14 protein-coding genes are annotated in these 18,966 nt (G+C 57.4%); 8 read left to right on the forward strand and 6 right to left on the reverse strand.

Annotated elements, in window-relative coordinates; genetic code table 11:
• Positions 1 to 44 precede the first annotated feature (44 nt).
• The gene (gene pulA, locus AB4Y71_RS02735; protein WP_441718482.1) at positions 45 to 5,714 is read left to right on the forward strand and encodes a pullulanase-type alpha-1,6-glucosidase; all 5,670 of its coding nucleotides are present in this window, start codon (positions 45 to 47) and stop codon (positions 5,712 to 5,714) included.
• A 177-nt stretch (positions 5,715 to 5,891) separates the two neighbouring features.
• Here pulA and AB4Y71_RS02740 read toward each other — a convergent pair whose 3' ends face one another.
• The gene (locus tag AB4Y71_RS02740) at positions 5,892 to 6,200 is read right to left on the reverse strand and encodes a PLD nuclease N-terminal domain-containing protein (protein WP_013349867.1); all 309 of its coding nucleotides are present in this window, start codon (positions 6,198 to 6,200) and stop codon (positions 5,892 to 5,894) included.
• Positions 6,201 to 6,373: 173 nt separating this feature from the next.
• Between AB4Y71_RS02740 and dnaK the strand changes: the two genes are divergently transcribed.
• The 4 genes from dnaK (at position 6,374) to AB4Y71_RS02760 (ending at position 10,423) form a co-directional block, all read left to right on the forward strand.
• Entirely contained in the window at positions 6,374 to 8,227 is a 1,854-nt protein-coding gene (gene dnaK / locus AB4Y71_RS02745) for a molecular chaperone DnaK (protein ID WP_441717788.1), read from the forward strand.
• Positions 8,228 to 8,240: 13 nt separating this feature from the next.
• Entirely contained in the window at positions 8,241 to 8,822 is a 582-nt protein-coding gene (locus tag AB4Y71_RS02750; protein WP_441717789.1) for a nucleotide exchange factor GrpE, read from the forward strand.
• A gap of 84 nt (positions 8,823 to 8,906) precedes the next feature.
• Positions 8,907 to 9,881 (forward strand): DnaJ C-terminal domain-containing protein, encoded by a 975-nt coding sequence (locus AB4Y71_RS02755; protein WP_441717791.1) that lies wholly within the window; start codon positions 8,907 to 8,909, stop codon positions 9,879 to 9,881.
• A 113-nt stretch (positions 9,882 to 9,994) separates the two neighbouring features.
• Positions 9,995 to 10,423 (forward strand): heat shock protein transcriptional repressor HspR, encoded by a 429-nt coding sequence (locus AB4Y71_RS02760; RefSeq protein WP_134779631.1) that lies wholly within the window; start codon positions 9,995 to 9,997, stop codon positions 10,421 to 10,423.
• Here the strand turns inward: AB4Y71_RS02760 and AB4Y71_RS02765 are convergent.
• Complete coding sequence (locus tag AB4Y71_RS02765) at positions 10,420 to 11,046, reverse strand: GNAT family N-acetyltransferase (protein WP_441717794.1); 627 nt, start codon at positions 11,044 to 11,046, stop codon at positions 10,420 to 10,422. The genes AB4Y71_RS02760 and AB4Y71_RS02765 overlap by 4 nt on opposite strands.
• A gap of 50 nt (positions 11,047 to 11,096) precedes the next feature.
• Entirely contained in the window at positions 11,097 to 11,954 is an 858-nt protein-coding gene (gene trmB, locus AB4Y71_RS02770; protein WP_441717796.1) for a tRNA (guanosine(46)-N7)-methyltransferase TrmB, read from the reverse strand.
• Positions 11,955 to 12,081: 127 nt separating this feature from the next.
• Here trmB and AB4Y71_RS02775 point away from each other — a divergent pair, with 127 nt between their 5' ends.
• Both AB4Y71_RS02775 and AB4Y71_RS02780 read left to right on the forward strand, forming a co-directional pair.
• Positions 12,082 to 12,492, forward strand: a complete 411-nt coding sequence (locus tag AB4Y71_RS02775; RefSeq protein WP_013349860.1) for a YccF domain-containing protein — start codon at positions 12,082 to 12,084, stop codon at positions 12,490 to 12,492.
• Between the two features lie 86 nt (positions 12,493 to 12,578).
• Positions 12,579 to 13,574, forward strand: coding sequence for a ribonuclease HI (locus AB4Y71_RS02780; protein ID WP_441717798.1), 996 nt, complete (start codon positions 12,579 to 12,581; stop codon positions 13,572 to 13,574).
• A 166-nt stretch (positions 13,575 to 13,740) separates the two neighbouring features.
• Here the strand turns inward: AB4Y71_RS02780 and AB4Y71_RS02785 are convergent, their stop codons facing one another.
• The 3 genes from AB4Y71_RS02785 to AB4Y71_RS02795 all read right to left on the reverse strand — a co-directional run bounded on the left by AB4Y71_RS02785 (position 13,741) and on the right by AB4Y71_RS02795 (position 16,188).
• Positions 13,741 to 14,925 carry a TerC family protein gene (locus AB4Y71_RS02785; RefSeq protein WP_102597296.1) on the reverse strand — a complete coding sequence of 395 codons (1,185 nt, stop codon included), beginning with the start codon at positions 14,923 to 14,925 and terminating at the stop codon, positions 13,741 to 13,743.
• Between the two features lie 269 nt (positions 14,926 to 15,194).
• Positions 15,195 to 15,662, reverse strand: coding sequence for a GNAT family N-acetyltransferase (locus AB4Y71_RS02790; RefSeq protein ID WP_441717801.1), 468 nt, complete (start codon positions 15,660 to 15,662; stop codon positions 15,195 to 15,197).
• Between the two features lie 19 nt (positions 15,663 to 15,681).
• Positions 15,682 to 16,188 (reverse strand): DinB family protein, encoded by a 507-nt coding sequence (locus AB4Y71_RS02795; protein WP_134779633.1) that lies wholly within the window; start codon positions 16,186 to 16,188, stop codon positions 15,682 to 15,684.
• Between the two features lie 171 nt (positions 16,189 to 16,359).
• On the opposite strand from AB4Y71_RS02795, the gene clpB reads away from it, so the two are divergent.
• Positions 16,360 to 18,948 (forward strand): ATP-dependent chaperone ClpB, encoded by a 2,589-nt coding sequence (clpB, locus tag AB4Y71_RS02800; RefSeq protein ID WP_441717804.1) that lies wholly within the window; start codon positions 16,360 to 16,362, stop codon positions 18,946 to 18,948.
• The last annotated feature ends 18 nt before the right edge of the window (positions 18,949 to 18,966 follow it).

The raw sequence follows: 18,966 nt of genomic DNA on the forward strand, positions 1-18,966 counted from the left end.
AACGTAGTTGGCGTCGTTGGGTCACCGCCTTGGCCGCAACCCCGATGCTGGCGCTCGCACCCATGGCACCCCTGGCTAGTATTCCCGCCGTGGCAGATGAAACCTCTGTGACTCTGGCCGGTTCTTTTCAGTCGTTGTTGGGATGTTCCGCTGACTGGATGGCTGACTGTGAAGCTACCAGCCTGCAATCCACGGACCAGGAAGGGCAATACAGCCTGGAAGTGGAAGTTCCGGCGGGGAACTATGAATACAAAGTAGCGTTGAACAAAAGCTTTGACACGTCTTATGGACTCGATGGGGGAGAAGAGAACATTCCCCTAGCCCTGAGTGCGGATAGCCGATTGCGCTTCACCTTTGATACGGCCACTGGGCTGACACAAGTTGTGCCACTGGACCTTCGCGGAGAATATTCAGATACTGATGCCGAATTGGTCGCTGCGCCGGTCAGGCAAGCCGGTTCTGGTGAGCAATTCTATTTCGTCTTGACAGACCGCTTTGCCAATGGCTCAACGGCTAACGACACCGGCGGTTTGGAAGGTGATCGACTAACCACCGGGTTTGATCCGACGGACAAAGGATTCTACGAAGGCGGTGATATCGCAGGCTTACACTCCAAGCTCGACTACATTCAGGGCCTTGGCACCAGCGCCATCTGGCTCACGCCCAGTTTTAAGAACATGCCGGTTCAGGGTAGTGGTGATGATGCCAGCGCCGGATATCACGGCTATTGGGTCACCGATTTCACTCAGATCGACCCACATCTAGGCACCAATGAAGAACTCTCCGAACTGATTGATGACGCCCACAAGCGTGGCATCAAGGTGTATTTCGACATCATCGTGAACCATACCGCGGATCTCATCGACAATAAGGAAAAGAAGTATTCCTACGTTGAGCAGTCTTCCCTTCCCTATAAGGATGCTCAGGGTCAAGCCTTTGACCCGGCGGACTACGCAGGCAGTGATACCTTCCCAGAGCTAGACGCTTCCAGTTCCTTCCCTTATACCCCGGTTGTTTCTGACCAAGTCAAGAAGGTCCCCGACTGGCTCAATGATCCAACGCTCTATCACAACCGCGGGGACTCAACCTGGGAAGGTGAGTCGGTCACCTATGGCGATTTTCAGGGGCTTGATGACCTCATGACCGAAAATCCTAAGGTAGTCAACGGTTTCGCAGAGGTCTACAAGAACTGGGTGGACTTCGGAATTGATGGCTTCCGCATCGACACCGCAAAACATGTGAATTTTGAATTCTGGGAACAATGGACCAAAGAAGTTCAGGACTATGCACGAGCCCAGGGTAAAGACGACTTCTTCATGTTTGGCGAAGTTTATGATGCCGATGCAAAGAAGCTTTCGCCCTACGTGCGTAAGACGGAAATGAATTCCGTCCTTGATTTCACGTTCCAATCTGCTGCTGCCGGTTTCGCGGGAGGAAATTCAGCCAAAACGCTAAGCACGCTGTTCTCGGCGGATGACTACTACACCACGGCAAACACCTCAGCTGATGCTCTACCAACTTTCCTTGGCAATCACGATATGGGGCGCATTGGGTACTTCCTGAACAACAGCAATCAGAAACTCAAACGTGATGAACTGGCCCATGAACTGATGTTCCTGACCCGTGGCCAGCCGGTGGTTTACTACGGTGACGAACAAGGATTTGCAGGCACCGGTGGAGACAAGGATTCTCGCCAATCACTGTTCGCTTCTCAAGTCTCGGAGTATCAGAACCAAGAATTGATTACCGGAGAAAAGCTCGGAACCCAAGATCGTTATGACAGTGATTCTCCGATGTACCAGCACATCGCGGCCCTCTCTAAACTTCGCGAATCAAACAAAGCGCTGAAGGGCGGGGCGCAAGTAGAGCTATACGCCCAAGATTCCAAGGGAGTCTATGCATTCTCGCGTGTGGACCGTGACGAGAAAACCGAATACCTGGTGGCCCTGAACAACTCGGAAGAATCCGCTGATGTTGAGTTGTCGACTCTGACCTCCGACGCAACCTACTCAGCGCTCTATGGCGCCGAAGACAAACTCAGCAGTGCTGCGGACGGGAAACTCAACGTGACGGTGCCAGCGCTATCTGCAGTGGTTTATAAAGCTGACAAGAACGTAGATAGTGCTGCCTTCACACTTGAGATTTCCGCTCCAAAATCTGGGGCCGGACTCAGCGGCGTAACACCCGTATCCGTGGATTTAGGCGAACAGGCGTGGGCTGAAACAAGCATGTCGTGGCGTGAAGTGGGCACCGAGAAGTGGCACCTACTGGGCGTGGCAGAAGACCACACCCCACGAGTCTTCCACGACGTTTCATCGCTACCACAAGGCACCTTGGTGGAATATCGTGCCGTGAGTACCAATGCCGCAGGAGAACACAGCGCCGCTTCCACCTATGCTTCCGTGGGCAACGACGTTTCCGGGTTTGCGAAGGAAAAACCGGCTGAATCGGATATCTCCATGGTCACCGTGCCGGGAAGCCATAACACCGAAATGGGTTGTGTCACCGACTGGGATCCGGCCTGCGAGGCAGCCAAACTCACTGAACAGCCTGGCGGGGTCTATTCTGGTGAATTCGATGTCCCAGCAGGGGACTATGAATACAAGGTAGCCATCAACGGATCATGGGATCTGAACTATGGCGCTGGTGGTATTGCCGGTGGTGACAACCTTAAATATTCTCACGAAGGTGGGACCGTCAAGTTCTTCTTCGATCCCCGCAACAACATCGCACAAAGCGATCAACAGGGTCCGATGATCACCTTACCGGGAAGTTTTCAAGACGAATTGGGTTGTAAATCCGACTGGGATCCAACCTGTCTCGCTACTTTAATGGCGGACGCTGATGCTGACGGTACCTACGAATTCACTACGGAGAAGATCCCGGCTGGTACCTACGAATTTAAGGTGTCACACAACTTCGGGTGGGACGAAAATTATGGCGTTGACGGTGCCGCCGGAGGTGCTAACTACAGTCTTTCGGTAACCGAAGGAAAGCCAGTGAGCTTCAGCTACGACTCGAAGACTCACCTGTTGCAGATTGGTTCTGACACCCAAACAGTCGCCGGCGTTGGTCAAATGAAAGCGCAGTGGATTTCCGCTGACACCCTAGCGATTCCTCGTGATCTAGGCACTGGTGAAAACTATGCCCTCTACGCTTCAAAGGACGCCAGCTTGAAATTGGAGGGAGAAGAGATCTCCGGTGCGAAGCCAATCGAGCTCAAAGAAATTATTGGTGGGTTGAGTGCCGAACAACGCAAGAAGTTCCCACACCTTGCCGACTACCGTGCCTTGCGTGTTGAGCTAGATCGCGAAGACGTAGCCTCTGCATTGCGTTCACAACTGGCATTGGCACGATTTGATGGCGAAGGGGATACCCAGAAACTCACCGCCTTCACCGGAGTTCAGAGTGCTGGTGTCATTGATGATCTCTATGCCAAGGCGCTTGACGATGTAGAACTCGGCGTGAGCTTCACCGGAAAACGCCCTACCTTTAGGCTCTGGGCACCCACGGCCCAAAAAACAACACTGCTGATTACTGACAAGAAGGAGAAGACTGCACGATACGCTGCTAGCTATTCGAAGGACAGCGGTGTGTGGACGGTAAAGGGTAAACCTCAGATGGCTGAGGCGAAGTACCGGTGGGAAGTTCAGGTCTTTGTCCCTGAAACGGGCAAGATCGAAACGAATATTGTTACCGATCCATATTCGGTTGCGTTGACCACTAATTCCACCCACTCGGTCGCGGTGAGCTTGGAAGACCCTCACCACCAGCCAAAACAGTGGCGTAAGGCCAAAGCCAAAAACGTCGAAAAGGACGTGGACCGCAGCATCTATGAACTGCAGATCCGTGACTTCTCGATTTCAGATGCTTCGGTGCCCGAGAATCAGCGGGGCCGCTACGGAGCGTTTGGAGCAAATGGGGCCGGGAGTAAACAGCTCAAACAGCTTTCCGAGGCTGGCCTGACTACCGTTCACCTGCTGCCAAGTTTTGATATCGCCACCATTGAGGAGGAACAGTCACAACGTGTTGAGACGGACTGTGATCTGAAGTCGCTGCCGGCAGCTTCCAGCAAACAACAAGAGTGCGTTACTGCCCACGGTGATGAAGACGGATTCAACTGGGGGTACGACCCCTTCCATTTCATGGCTCCGGAAGGTTCGTACGCCACGAACCCTGAAGGAGCGAACCGTGTCGAAGAATTCCGCTCGATGGTTGGATCCTTGCACAGCATGGGGCTAGAAGTAGTGCTTGATCAGGTGTTCAACCACACCGCAGCCTCGGGTCAAGCCGATCGCAGTGTGCTGGATAAGATCGTGCCTGGCTACTACCACCGGCTTGATGCCACCGGGAAAGTGGAAACCTCGACCTGCTGTCAGAACCTGGCCACGGAACACGCTGCGGCGCAGAAACTGATGGTTGATGCCCTGGTGGTGTGGGCCAAGGACTATAAGGTTGATGGATTCCGTTTTGACCTCATGGGCCACCACTCACGAGAAACCATGGAAGCGGTACGCAGTGCATTAGATGAACTGAAGCCGGGACGTGACGGAGTGGACGGCAAGTCCATTTACCTCTATGGCGAAGGATGGAACTTTGGTGAGGTGGCGGACAATGCTCGCTTCTATCAAGCGACTCAGGGGCAAATGAACGGTACCGGCATCGGGACCTTTAACGACCGACTGCGCGATGCCGTTCATGGTGGCAGTCCTGTTGATTCATCCTCAACATTCCGTCAGGGCTTTGGTACTGGCTTGGGAACGGATCCCAACGGTAATAAGGTCAATGGGAGCACCGAGGAAGCGTTGAAAGATCTCGGCCACGAAACCGACCTAGTGAAGCTCGGCTTGGCTGGCAATCTCGCAGACTTCGAATTCCTCGCTTCGGATGGCAGTGTGCACCGCGGTGATGAATTGGATTACCGCGGAGCGAAAGCAGGCTATGCTTCGCAGCCGGGAGAAGTGATCAACTATGTTGACGCGCACGATAATGAAACGCTCTACGACCTCACTGTGCTCAAGTTGCCACGAGATACTTCCATGGAGGATCGGGTGCGGATGAATACTCTCTCGCAAGCAACCGTGATGTATTCACAAGCTGTTCCGTTCTGGCATGCCGGAACCGAGTTATTGCGTTCAAAGTCTTTGGACCGAAATTCCTATAACTCGGGGGACTGGTTCAACCGCATCGACTTCTCCGGAGTGGAAAATACTTTTGGCTCGGGTCTTCCGCCCGAGGCAGATAACGGGGAGAAGTGGGATCTGATGGCTCCACTATTAGAAGACCCTGCGCTCAAGCCGGATGCCAAGGCCATGGCTGATGCTGAAGGGGCAGCCTTGGACTTGTTGCAGACCCGCAAGGAAGTTGGACTCTTGCGATTGGGCTCAGCTGATCTCATTGGGCAAAAGGTGAGCTTCCCGCTGGGTGGGTCTGAGGCTGAACCGGGAATTATCGTGATGCGCATTGACGACACGGTGGGTAAGGATGTCGATCGCAAGCATGACGGTGCCTTAGTCCTCTTCAATGCCTCGCCGAAGGAGAGCACGCAAAAGCTTGAGGAGCTGGTAGGTCACGACTACTCGCTTGCCAAGTCTCTTGCGAAAGGCAGTGATGACCGGGTGAAGTCAACTTCGTTCGACAGTGCCACCGGTGAACTGACTATTCCGGCGCGCACCGCGGCAGTCCTAGTGGAACCTCAGGGCTCGGCTAAGTAGTAGAACGGAGCATTCCTACTGGACCATCTGTAGGGATTATTCGCAGGACCATTGTTGGTAGATGAACTGATCTAGCCAGTGTGGCAATCGAGTTTTTCATTGCCGAAGCGTCCACGCTGACAGCGAACAACCCGCTCTCGTCATCACGAGAGCGGGTTGTTCCATTGTGTCTGTAAATCAGTTTTGAGGGTCTTTGCGACGCCCAAAGACAAAGTAGGAAATGCTTCCTAGTACGTTGAGGCAACTGACCACGGCCCACAGTGGTTTTGGCCCTCTCGCCAGCTGAACGGGGCGTCGACGAAGATCGCGCAAGGCTGCAAACATCAAAGTCAGCTCGATAATTCCAGCGAGGATGACAGCAACCTGGGTGCGGCGATCCAACTCCCGGAAGGACCGTTTTTTCGGTAGGTTGAGGCGCCGGGAGCGCAGGGTGGATTGTCCTTGAATGCCTTGGGTGTCCTGTGTCTGAAAATTATTTTTCGGCATGGGAATCATTCTTGCCCTTTGTTCGTTGAAGAAGACAGAACGCAAAGTTGAGTGAGGTTGGCTCAAGTTAATTTGACAGTCGAAAGCGGCTGAGTAAACTTGAGTCCAGAACGCTCAATCAGGATAAAAATCCTCAGCGTTAGTACTTTCAACCAAGGCAAAGGAGAGCCATTATGTCGCGTGCCGTAGGTATCGACCTAGGAACCACCAACTCCGTAGTTTCCGTGCTCGAAGGTGGTGAGCCAACCGTTATCGCAAACGCGGAAGGCAACCGCACTACCCCGTCCATCGTTGCTTTCTCGAAGAGCGGCGAAGTCCTGGTTGGCGATATCGCCAAGCGCCAGGCAGTAAACAACATTGACCGCACCATCGCTTCGGTCAAGCGCCACATGGGTACCGACTGGTCCATCGACATCGATGACAAGAAGTACACCGCACAGGAAATCTCGGCTCGTACCCTGATGAAGCTGAAGAACGACGCTGAGTCGTACTTGGGCGAAAAGGTCACCGACGCTGTGATCACCGTTCCTGCTTACTTCAACGACGCTGAGCGCCAGGCTACCAAGGAAGCCGGCGAGATCGCTGGCCTGAACGTGCTGCGCATCGTCAACGAGCCAACCGCAGCTGCACTGGCTTACGGCCTGGAAAAGGGCAACGAAGACGAACTCATCTTGGTCTTCGACCTCGGCGGCGGTACCTTCGACGTTTCCCTGCTGGAAGTTGGCAAGGACGATGACGGCTTCTCCACCATCCAGGTCCGTTCCACCGCAGGCGACAACCGCCTGGGCGGCGACGACTGGGATCAGCGCATCGTAGATTGGCTGCTGGCTCAGGCCAAGGCCAAGGGCGCAGACCTGTCCAAGGACAAGATTGCCCTGCAGCGCCTGAAGGAATCCGCTGAGCAGGCCAAGAAGGAACTGTCCTCGGCTACCAGCACCAACATCTCCCTGCAGTACCTTTCGGTGACCCCGGAAGGCCCAGTGCACCTGGACGAGCACCTCTCGCGTGCCAAGTTCCAGGACCTGACCAAGGACCTGCTGGAGCGCACCCGCAAGCCATTCAACGACGTTATTGCAGAAGCAGGCGTCAAGGTTTCGGACATCGCCCACGTGATCCTCGTTGGTGGTTCCACCCGTATGCCAGCCGTTGCCGAACTGGTCAAGGACCTGGCCGGCAAGGAAGCCAACAAGGGTGTGAACCCTGATGAGGTTGTAGCTGTTGGCGCAGCACTGCAGGCAGGTGTACTGAAGGGCGAGCGCAAGGACGTTCTGCTCATCGACGTCACCCCACTGTCCCTGGGTATTGAAACCAAGGGCGGCGTGATGACCAAGCTGATCGAGCGCAACACCGCGATCCCGACCAAGCGTTCGGAAACCTTCACCACCGCTGAAGACAACCAGCCTTCAGTTTCCATCCAGGTCTTCCAGGGCGAGCGCGAGTTCACCCGTGACAACAAGGCTCTGGGTACCTTCGAGCTGACCGGTATCGCACCGGCTCCTCGCGGCATCCCACAGGTCGAGGTCACCTTCGACATCGACGCCAACGGTATCGTGCACGTATCCGCTAAGGACAAGGGCACCGGCACCGAGCAGTCGATGACCATCACTGGTGGCTCCTCGCTGTCCAAGGAAGACATCGAGCGCATGGTTCAGGAAGCTGAAGCACACGCCGAAGAGGACAAGGCACGCCGCGAAGCTGCTGAGACCCGCAACGCTGCCGAGCAGGCAGCCTACTCGGTGGACAAGCTGATCAAGGACAACGAAGACAAGCTGCCAGAAGAGGTCAAGACCGAGGTTCAGGCCGACGTCGACGCACTGAAGGCTGCCCTTGAGAAGCAGGACAACGACGACGAGGTCAAGGCCGCGTTCGAGAAGCTGCAGGCTTCGCAGACCAAGCTGGGCGAGGCAATCTACGCCAACACCCAGGCTGAGGGCGCTGCTGCACCTGAGGGCGAGCAGGCTCCAAATGCTGATGAAGATATCGTCGACGCCGAGGTAATCGACGAAGACGAAGCTGACAAGAAGTAGGGAGTTAGGGAATATGTCCGAGGCACAGGACCAGCACGAGAACTTCGACGAGCAGTCGGAGAACCAGCCAGAGGCAGCTAACGAGCAGCCAACCGCTGACGCCCTGGGTCAGGCCGAGGCGATCCTGAACGAAGCTGCTGCTGGCGCTGACGCCGAAGCAGAGCAGCCAGTAGAGGCCGGTGCGGTGGAAACCGAACTGCGCAACGACTTGCTGCGTCTGCAGGCCGAATACGTCAACTACCGCAAGCGTGTGGAGCGCGACCGAGCTGTAGCGCGTGAAAACGCCGTGCAGTCCGTGCTCAACACCCTGCTTCCGGTACTTGATGACATCGATGCAGCCCGAGCCCACGGTGACCTCACCGATGGCCCGTTCGCATCGATCGCCAACAAGCTTGACTCCGTGCTGGCTCAGCATGGCTTGGAGCGCATCAACGAGGCCGGCGTCGAATTCGACCCGAACGTCCACGAAGCGCTGCTTCGCCAGGCTGTTCCGGAGATTCCAGCTGACCACGTGGGACAGGTGCTTCGCACCGGTTACCGCAAGGGAACCACCATCCTGCGTGCGGCCCAGGTGCTGGTAGCAACCGGCGAATAGCCACGAATAATCAATTGAAACTGCCCACTGCCGATACTTCGTCAGTGGGCAGTTTCGAATTGGCATTGAAAGGATGGGGCCCTGATGGCAAGTCAGGACTGGATCGAAAAAGACTTTTACGCCATTCTGGGCGTCTCCAAGGACGCCAGTGAGGCGGACATCAAGAAGGCGTACCGCAAGCTTGCGCGCAAGTACCACCCCGACACCAATCAGGGTGATGCGGCCGCTGAAAAGAAATTCAAGGACATCTCGGAAGCCAACTCGGTGCTTTCGGATAAGGAAGAACGCGAGCAGTACGACGCAATCCGCGCCATGGGCGGCGGAGCTCGCTTCTCGGCCGGGGGACCAGGCGGTGCCCCGGGAGGACAGGCCGGTTTCGAGGACATCTTCTCCAACCTCTTCGGAGGCGGGGGAGGCGGCCCGCGGGGCCGCAGCGGACAGCCGGACTTCTCCGACCTGTTCGGCGGGGGCGGCGGCTTTGGCGGTGGCGGCTTCGGACAGAGCGCCCCACCGCGCAAGGGTGCTGACCGCACGGCCAGCACCACGATTTCCTTTGCCGGATCCATCAAGGGCACCACTATCGGCCTGCGCGAGCAGCACGGCGAAGTCATTGACGTGCGCATTCCTGCGGGCATCAAGGACGGCCAGTCGGTGCGCGTGCGCGGCAAGGGCCAGCCCGGGGCTGCCGGCAACGGTGACCTGCTGGTCAAGGTCAAAGTCACTGAGCACCCGTTCTTCAAGCGCGAAGAGAACAACATCCGCATCCACGTGCCGGTGACCTTCGACGAGGCGGTACTCGGAGCGAAGATCCATGTGCCGACCTTGGATGGGGAATCCGTCGCGGTGAAGGTGCCAGCCGGATCCAACTCCGGACGAACCTTGCGCTTGAAAGGCCGCGGAGTGAAAACTTCCAAGGCCGCCGGCGATCTGCTGATCGTCTTGGACGTCGCGATCCCGCAGAACCTGTCGGATGCTGCAAAGAAGGCCGTAGAGGAATTCGCCGCAGCCACCGAGGGCGAGGATCCACGAGTGGACTTGGCCGCCAAGGCCAAGCTCTAGGCTCAATAGGCTGTTTTCCCTGCCTGGCCATCGAATTGGCTGGGCGGGGAAGATGGACTCACAAACAAAAGGGCCCGAACCCGGGCTCCTTGCAGAAAGGTGGTAGAAGCAACGTGAACGGGGAGTACCTGCGACCTGTCTTCGTCATTTCCGTCGCCGCTCAACTTGCAGACATGCATCCGCAGACGCTGCGCCAGTATGACCGCATCGGCTTGGTCTCGCCGAGCCGCCAAAGCGGCAAGCAACGCCGCTACTCGCAGCGCGACGTATCGCTGTTGCGCCAAGTGCAGTCGCTGAGCAAGGAAGGCGTCTCGCTGGAAGGCATCAAGCGGATCCTGGATCTGCAGGACCAAGTTGCGTTCCTGCAATCCGAAGTCAATGGACTGCGCCAGGAACTCAGCGCAGTACGCCAGGGCCAATCGCGCATTTTCGCCGCCGGAACCTCTGGCGGAGACGTGGTTTCGCTGGCTCGGGGCATGAGGCCCGAACGCCGCCAGCAGTCTTACACATTCTTCGCCGCCCGCCGGGCCATCGGACGCTAGATGCGGCCGTGGCGCGCTAGGCGCGCGTTCAACTGGGTGCGCACGGCAGGCCATTCGTGGGGGAGTATCGAGAAGAGCACGGTATCGCGCAAGGTGCCGGTGACCGGATCATATTTGTGATTGCGCAAGACGCCATCCTGCTTGGCACCCAACCGGGTAATTGCCGCCCGTGATGCGGCATTATGCCAATGCGTGCAGAACGCCACCGAATAGCACTCCAGCTGCTCGAAGGCCCGCTGCAGCAGCAGATATTTAGCTGCGGGATTGATCCCGGTGCCCTGGGCGGATATGGCCAGGAACGTTGATCCGATTTCCACGCGGTGATTGGCCGCGTCGATATTCAAATACGTCGTGGCACCTACGGCTCTGCCGGTAGCCAGATCAATAATGGCAAAGGGCGCCATTTTACCGGCCTGCTGCAAAGCCAAACGGTGCTCAATATTTTCTGCCATTGCCTGGGCCGTAGGTGTGCTGGCAAACCACGCGTCATCCAACTGCCCCTGCTCGGCAAGGGCCACCAGATCCGGCGCATGCTCCAAAGAGAGCTGTTCCAAGCGGACCCCGGCATATTCCATCGTCGAGGCTTGGGCATGGGGAAGATTTTGCGCAGCAGAAAGGGCCATGGAATCCATTCTAGAATTCCATGGCCCTGACTAAGGTTTCATTACGGCGGTTAGCCGAGGCGCGTGTAGGCCAGGTCGAAGACCAAGCGGCCGGCCTTCAAGGCCTTGCCCTCGAAGCTGGTGAGAATGCGGCGTTCGAAACGCGGCGCCCAGCCACCTTGCCCATCGACGAATTCCGGCTCCGGGTCGAAGCCTTCCAAGCCATCGCGGCGGACCTTGGTCAGGTTGCTTCCTTCGCCGGCCAGATTCCCTGGATGCTGGTTTTCGAAGTCTGGGTGGGCATTGAGCACTTCACGCATCTGCTCTGCGTAGTTGGACCAGTCCGTGGCCAAACGCAGGGTTCCACCTGGCTTGAGCACGCGCGAGACCTTGTCCAAGAACGAAGCCTTGATCAGACGGCGCTTGTGGTGGCGCGGCTTGTGCCACGGGTCGGAGAAGAAGATCCAGATCTCGTCGGCGCTGTTTTCATCAAGCATGACGTCCAGAACTTCTGGAGCGTTGGCCTGAACGGCGCGGACGTTGCTGATGCCGAAGGACTCGACCTTCAGCATCAGCTGGGCCAGCCCCGGACGGTAGACCTCAACTGCCAGGTAGTTGCGCTCAGGATCATCCTTCGCGGCGTTGGCGATGCACTCGCCCAAACCGGTGCCGATCTCCACGATCAGCGGCGCGGTGCGGCCAAAAGCCTGGGCCGGATCGAGCTGGAAGTCATCAGCTACCGAGGTGTCGGCAATCTTGCGAGGAGGCTCGATGACGTACTGCTCGGCATTGCGCTCCCACGCGCTGGCGCGGCGGCCTTGCAGGCGATTGCCGCGGCGCACGAAAGATACCGGCTCGGCACGGAAAAGGTCTGGATTCCTAGGGGCAGTGCCGTGCTCTGGGCGCTGCTGCTCGCTCGATTCGCTCATGATGATTAATCCTAGCCGAGCAACCAGCCCCGATGCTTGCCGGGCAGTAGGGGATTGGACACCCTAGGGGTGCGAATCGGGGTGATCCCGGATGGAGCAAAGCAGGAAAATCACGGAGAATGGAAACATGACTGATTTAGTGCGCGGTATTCTCAACATTATTTGGCTGGTCTTTGGTGGCCTGTGGCTGGCACTTGGCTACGTATTGGCTGGCATCATCTGCTGCGTGCTGATCGTGACCATTCCCTTCGGCATCGCCTCGTTCCGCATTGCTGGCTATGCACTGTGGCCTTTTGGCCGGACCGTAGTCGACAACGGCCCGGTGGGTGCGTTCTCCACGCTGGGCAATATCATCTGGATCATTTTTGCTGGCATCTGGATTGCCATCGGCCACGTGGTGACCGCGATCCCGATGTTCGTGTCGATCATCGGCATTCCGCTGGGCATCGCAAACCTGAAGATGATCCCGGTATCGCTGATGCCTCTGGGCAAGGTCATCGTGCCTTCGGACTACTTCATCGGAGACGTCCGCCGGTAGCTATTGCGCTGAACGGCTCGTGGACAGCGGCATCAGCGACCAGCCGCGAAAGCCATCTTGTCGGTGTGCATTGAGAACGTATGTGCATGAGCCTGAATACCGTATCTGCCGGTGACTTGCTGAGCCGGACATTGCCTGAATCCACAATTCCGCGTGTGCCCAATGCCGAGATGATCGCGAAGCCCATGCACGCTTCGATTATCACGTGGACGATGCCAGAAATTATTGGCGATGGCTTAATGGTCTACTGGCTAATTGTAGACAGCCGTGATGATGGCACTCTCACCTCGCATGCGAGCGCCTCGGAGGAGCCGAGGCCGCTGCCAATTATGCTTCGCGAATTAGAACAGCTCCTCGGGCAGTACCGTGAAAAGACCTGGATATGCGTTCCTAAACGCAACTGCAACATCGCTCGCCGTTTTGCTGATTCTGGCTATGCCGTGACTCGTGGGCTAAACCAGATCAACAGGGCCGCTCGCGAAATCGAACGGCTAGTCTGCGACGCGAAACTATCGTTGACACAGCGGGCTCGGCAACGCCAACGGCTGCAAGAGGCCCCTGCTCGCAGGGGAGGTGCCCGAAGCCTAGAAGCGGTGAGGCCACGGGTGCTCGCATGTCATCCCGAATATTGGTCCACGAGCTACGGACACCCAAAACGCGTAGTGATCGGTGTCGATGCTTCCTCGGATCCTGCCGGGGTTGGCTCAATAGCGATGGTGGCAGCCGGCGGCGATGTCGTGGTTTTTGCCGGAGAGTTTACTGGTCATATGGGTGCTCTTGAGCTGCGTGCTGTCGTCCTTGCATTGGAATACTTGCAGGGCTCGCAAGCTGCCAGTGCCGTGATCCATACGGATTCGGAAGACGCCTATTGCGTGATCGAGGAGCTGATTACCAGCGGACGAGTCATTGATGGGTATCGCGGCATCGAAGAAGCTTTAAGCTTGGAATTCTTAGCTGCATGGAATGCTTGTTCGGCAAAAGTCTCCATCACCAGGCATCGGGGACACACCGGCCTGATCTATAACGAGGTGGCCGATGAATTGGCTTGGATGGCAAGGGTAGCGGCTAAGCATCCAGGGTAGTCCGCCGAGCCCGAGTTGGTGGAACGAATAAAGCTGCTTCAGATTCAATTGCAGGAATGAAACCAGTTCGCGCAGCAGCCCTGGTCAGGGCAATGACGCCAAAAGCGCTAATGGCTGCCAGCTCTCGAGGGAGTTGGCAGCCATTGGCTGCTAATTCGAAATCGAATCAGCTCTTGAGATACTCGTCGTGCTGGCGGTGGGCTTCCTTGACCTCTTCGCGGATCTTATCCACGTCCTTGGCCTTGTCGCGGTACTTCTTCTCCATGGTTTTCACATACGCCTCTTCCTCCACCAAAGCGCGGTAGATACGTTCGCGTTCGTGCTCATCGGCCGTGTAGGTCAGGTCGGTGTAGCTGCTGGCATGGCGGCGCAAGTTGCCGATGGCCGTTTGCGCCTTGCCGGCCTTGCTGAACAGCGAAGCCAGCACGGTAAACACCAGCACGCCGATAATCACCGTGAGCGAGAGCCCGGTACTGATCTCGATAACCGTTACGTGTTCGCCGTTGTTGACGAATGGCAGGTTGTTCTCGTGCAGCGCGTGCAGGATCAGCTTCACGCCGATGAAGGCCAAAATGGCGGCCAGGCCGTAGGACAGGTAGATCAGTCGATCAAGCAGTCCGTCCAGCAGGAAGTACAGCTGGCGCAGGCCCATCAGTGAGAAGGCCGTTGCAGTGAAGACGATGTAGACGTTCTGTGTCAGGCCGAAGATCGCTGGAATCGAATCCAAGGCGAAGAGGATGTCGGTGCCGCCGATGGCCACCATGACCAGCAGCATCGGGGTCAGTACCTTCTTGCCATCGATCTTGGTGAACAGCTTGTCGCCGTCGTAGTTGTCGGTGGTGTGGAAGAGCTTCTTGGCGATGCGGATGATGAAGTTGTTGGCTTCATCGGATTCGTCATCCTTCTTCAGCAGGTTGCCTGCGGTCAGCAACAAGATCAGGCCGAAGAGGTAGAAGACCCAGGCGAACTGGTTGATCAGTGCCGCGCCGACGAAGATGAAGGCGGTACGGGCGATCAGCGAGAAGACGATGCCGAAGAGCAAGACCTTCTGCTGGTCTTCACGCGGTACCCGGAAGCTGGCAATGATGATCAGGAAGACGAAGAGGTTATCGACCGACAATGCCTTTTCGGTGATGTATCCGGCGAAGTACTCAGCACCCATGTCGAGGCCGCCGAAGAACAGCACCAGGACTCCGAAGACGAGGGCAATGCCGACATAGATGCTGGACCAGATGGCCGCTTCACGCAGCGAGGGAACATGGGCCTTGCGGATATGGAAGAAATAATCGAAGGCTAATAGGGCAAGAATCACAATAATCGTGATGCCCCAAATCAAAGGGGAAACTCCCATAGGGAATCCTGCTTTCGTAAGTTGCGCGCACGCGACCGAGTAAGTCTCTTCACCGGCACTGGGCTGGCCGCAAAACCCGGCAAGACTTTCGAAGTCCTACGTATTGACGGGTTGAGCGCTTATGAATACTCCCTTACGTACCTCCAGTCTAACTTGATCTGCGGTTCCATGGAAAGAACTTGTCTTCAGATGTCATTGTGATCTGTAATGTACTTGGTTGCAGTGCCCGTGGATAGGTATTGACGGCAATTCGACGTATCGAAGTGGCACTAGAGCGTTTTTCGCATTTTGACGCTGGTAGTTTCGTAGCCCAATGATTCGTAGAGTCCGCGCGCGGCCCGGTTGAACCCGAACACGTTCAGCCCTAAGGTTTGCGCACCGTGGGAGCGAGCGTACTTTTCAGCCAAGACCATGGCTTGGCGGCCGAAGCCGTGGCCGCGGTGCCCTGCTTCTATGACGATGTCCCACACCCACCACGAGGTCGGATCCCCTGATGAGTCGCAACCGCTCCATAGATAGCCAACATTGCCCAATGCAGGGCTTTCCAGGGTGAAAACCGCATTCGTTGCACTGGGCAGGCCATAGGGGAAAGCGCGTGTCATCGTGGTGTGCGCATCTTCTCGCGCTTTGCCATCGGGGACCCCGGTAGCGAGAAGGTCTGCAATGTATTCTGCGGTGCTCCTTTTCATCCATGACGAGAATTGTTCTGCGGGCAGTGGAAGAAAGGTGATCGGCATATTCGGAGTCTAGCGAGGCCTAGGCGGGCTGACGTTTTCGTGCAGTCAAGATTTGCTCGCGCAAGATATCTGCATGTCCGCAGTGCTGGGCTAGTTCACGCAGCATGTGCAATTGGATCCACCGCACCGGAAGCGGACCGCGCCGGTTACCACGGAATATGTCGTCGCCGCTCTTGCCCTCAAGGGCTTGGTGGGAAAGCTCTACAGCGTTCCTGTAATCGCGTCGCACCGATGCGATGGTGTCCGAGGCCTTCAGGACGAATGACCTGTCCGGGGTGGCAGCGATTCCCAATTCTGATCGGCTCTTACCTGTGGCTGCTTCGCCGAACCACACGCGTTCAACGAAGGTTGCGTGCTTGACCAGCCCAAGCAGCGTGGTTTTGGATTCGACCAACTTCGCACGAGCTTCCTCCTCGGTGAGCCCGTCAAGGCACGCCATGAGCATTTGGCGGTGCTGATCTATGAATACCTGCGCCATGTTGTGGTAGTCGAGTTGATAGTTGTGATGTGAATCCGGGTTGCTCATAACTCATAGTAGATTGGCGAATTTCAGTGCGACAACGGATTTTGCGTGTGCGACAAGAACTGTGAAGAAATTTTGAAAAATCTTTTGCTGGCTGGAATAAGGATGTACAGAGTAGAGTTGAGTTAAGTACACTCAAGTTTATGAGTTCACCCAATGAGAGAAAGGATGCGCGTGGACACCAAACTCACCACCAAGAGCCAAGAGGCCCTCTCGGCTTCCGGTATGAACGCTTCAACCGCAGGCAATCCGCAGATTGAACCTGCGCACCTGCTTAAGGCATTGCTCGACCAGCGGGAATCAGTAGCCGTGGCCCTCCTGAAGACTGCCGGAATGGATGTCGACGCGCTTTCAGTCAAGGCTAGTGCCGTGATTAACGCGCTGCCTTCGACTTCCGGATCCTCGGTTGCCCAGGCCCAGTTCTCCCGCCAGCTGCTGCAGGTCGTGAACAACGCCCAGGAGACCGCCACCGAAATGGGGGACACCTATGTCTCCACCGAACACCTGCTGATCGCTTTGGCATCGGATCAGACCAAGGCCGGAGAAGCACTGCGCGAATTCGGCGCCACTCGTGAACTGCTGGTTGGCACCTTGCCGACCATCCGCGGGGACCGCAAGGTCAACAGTCCTGATCCGGAAGCGACCTTCCAGTCCCTGGAGAAGTTCGGCACCGACATGACCGCCTTGGCTCGCTCGGGCAAGCTGGATCCGGTCATCGGCCGTGACCGCGAAATCCGCCGTGTGGTCCAGGTGCTTTCCCGCCGTACCAAGAACAACCCGGTACTGATCGGCGAGCCCGGCGTGGGCAAGACCGCTGTGGTTGAGGGCCTGGCCCAGCGCATGATCGCTGGCGACGTGCCAGAATCCCTGCGCGGCAAAACCCTGATTTCCCTTGATCTGGGTGCCATGGTCGCCGGCGCGAAATACCGCGGTGAATTCGAAGAGCGTCTGAAGTCGGTATTGGAAGAGATCAAGGCCTCCGATGGCCAGATCGTCACCTTCATCGATGAGATCCACACCGTCGTCGGTGCCGGTGCCTCCGAAGGTGCCATGGACGCCGGCAACATGCTCAAGCCGATGCTGGCCCGCGGCGAGCTGCGCCTGATCGGTGCCACCACCTTGGATGAGTACCGCGAGAACATCGAGAAGGACCCGGCCCTGGAACGCCGCTTCGCCCAGGTGTATGTCGGCGAGCCGAGCGTGGATGACACCATTGCCATCCTGCGCGGACTGAAGGAACGCTACGAAGCGCACCACAAGGTCTCGATCGCCGACTCGGCCCTGGTGGCTGCCTCCACGCTGTCCAACCGGTACATCTCCGGACGCCAGCTGCCGGACAAGGCCATCGACCTGGTCGATGAGGCCGCCAGCCGGCTGCGCATGGAGATCGACTCTGCTCCCGAGGAAATCGATGAGCTGCGCCGCGAGGTGGACCGGCTGACCATGGAAGAACTGGCGCTGTCCGACGAGACGGATCCAGCTTCGGTGGAACGCTTGGAAGCTTTGCGCAAGGACATGGCCGACAAGAAGGAAAAGCTTGATGCGCTCAATTCCCAGTGGGAAGCGGAGAAGGCTGGACTGAACCGCGTCGGGGACTTGAAGGTCAAGCTCGATGAGCTGCGCAGCCAGGCTGAAAAGGCCCAGCGCGAAGGGGATCTGGAGAAGGCCTCACGCCTGCTCTACGGCGAGATCCCAACGCTGCAGCAGGAACTGGACGCGGCCGCCGCTGCCGAAGCCGACAAGGCTGATGTGCACACCATGGTGGCTGAGGAAGTCACCGCGGACGACATTGCTGAAGTCATCTCGGCCTGGACGGGCATCCCGGCCGGGCGCATGCTGCAGGGCGAAAGCCAGAAGCTGCTGGAGATGGAAGAGGTCATTGGGCAGCGCCTGATGGGCCAGAAGCAGGCAGTCGCCGCGGTTTCCGACGCGGTGCGACGGACTCGGGCAGGCATTGCCGACCCGAACCGCCCAACCGGCTCCTTCCTGTTCCTTGGTCCAACGGGTGTCGGCAAGACCGAGCTCGCCAAGTCCCTGGCGGACTTCCTGTTCGATGACCCGCGTGCCATGGTGCGTATCGACATGTCCGAGTACTCCGAGAAGCACGCGGTCTCGCGTCTGGTCGGTGCTCCTCCGGGCTATGTCGGCTACGAGGAAGGTGGACAGCTCACCGAAGTGGTACGCCGTCGCCCGTACTCGGTGATCCTGCTCGACGAGGTGGAGAAAGCCCATCCAGAGGTCTTCGACATCCTGCTGCAGGTACTCGATGATGGGCGGTTGACCGATGGGCAAGGGCGCACGGTGGACTTCAGGAATACCATCCTGATTCTCACCTCCAACCTCGGTTCCCAGTTCCTGGTGGATCAGTCCTTGGAAGAGGAAGCCAAGAAGTCTGCGGTGATGAACGTGGTCAACGCGTCATTCAAGCCAGAGTTCTTGAACCGCCTCGATGAGGTGATCCTCTTTGATCCATTGAGCATCGAAGAGCTCGGGAACATCGTCAAGCTGCAGATCGACCTGCTGGCCCAGCGCCTGGCTGATCGCCGACTGAGCTTGATAGTGGATCCGGCCGCGAGCGAGTGGCTGGCACTGACCGGATACGACCCGGCCTACGGTGCCCGCCCATTGCGCCGTTTGGTGCAGCGCGAGATCGGTGACCGCTTGGCTAAGGAGATCCTTGCCGGAACGGTCCAAGATGGGGATGCTGTAGTGGTCAGCCTGGATGAGGCTGGTGACAAGCTGCAGGTTGCCAAGCAGGGTTAGGTACCTGGAACGCAACGA

It is taken from the genome of Glutamicibacter sp. MCAF14 (assembly GCF_052114325.1).
Taxonomy (GTDB): Bacteria; Actinomycetota; Actinomycetes; order Actinomycetales; family Micrococcaceae; genus Glutamicibacter; species Glutamicibacter arilaitensis.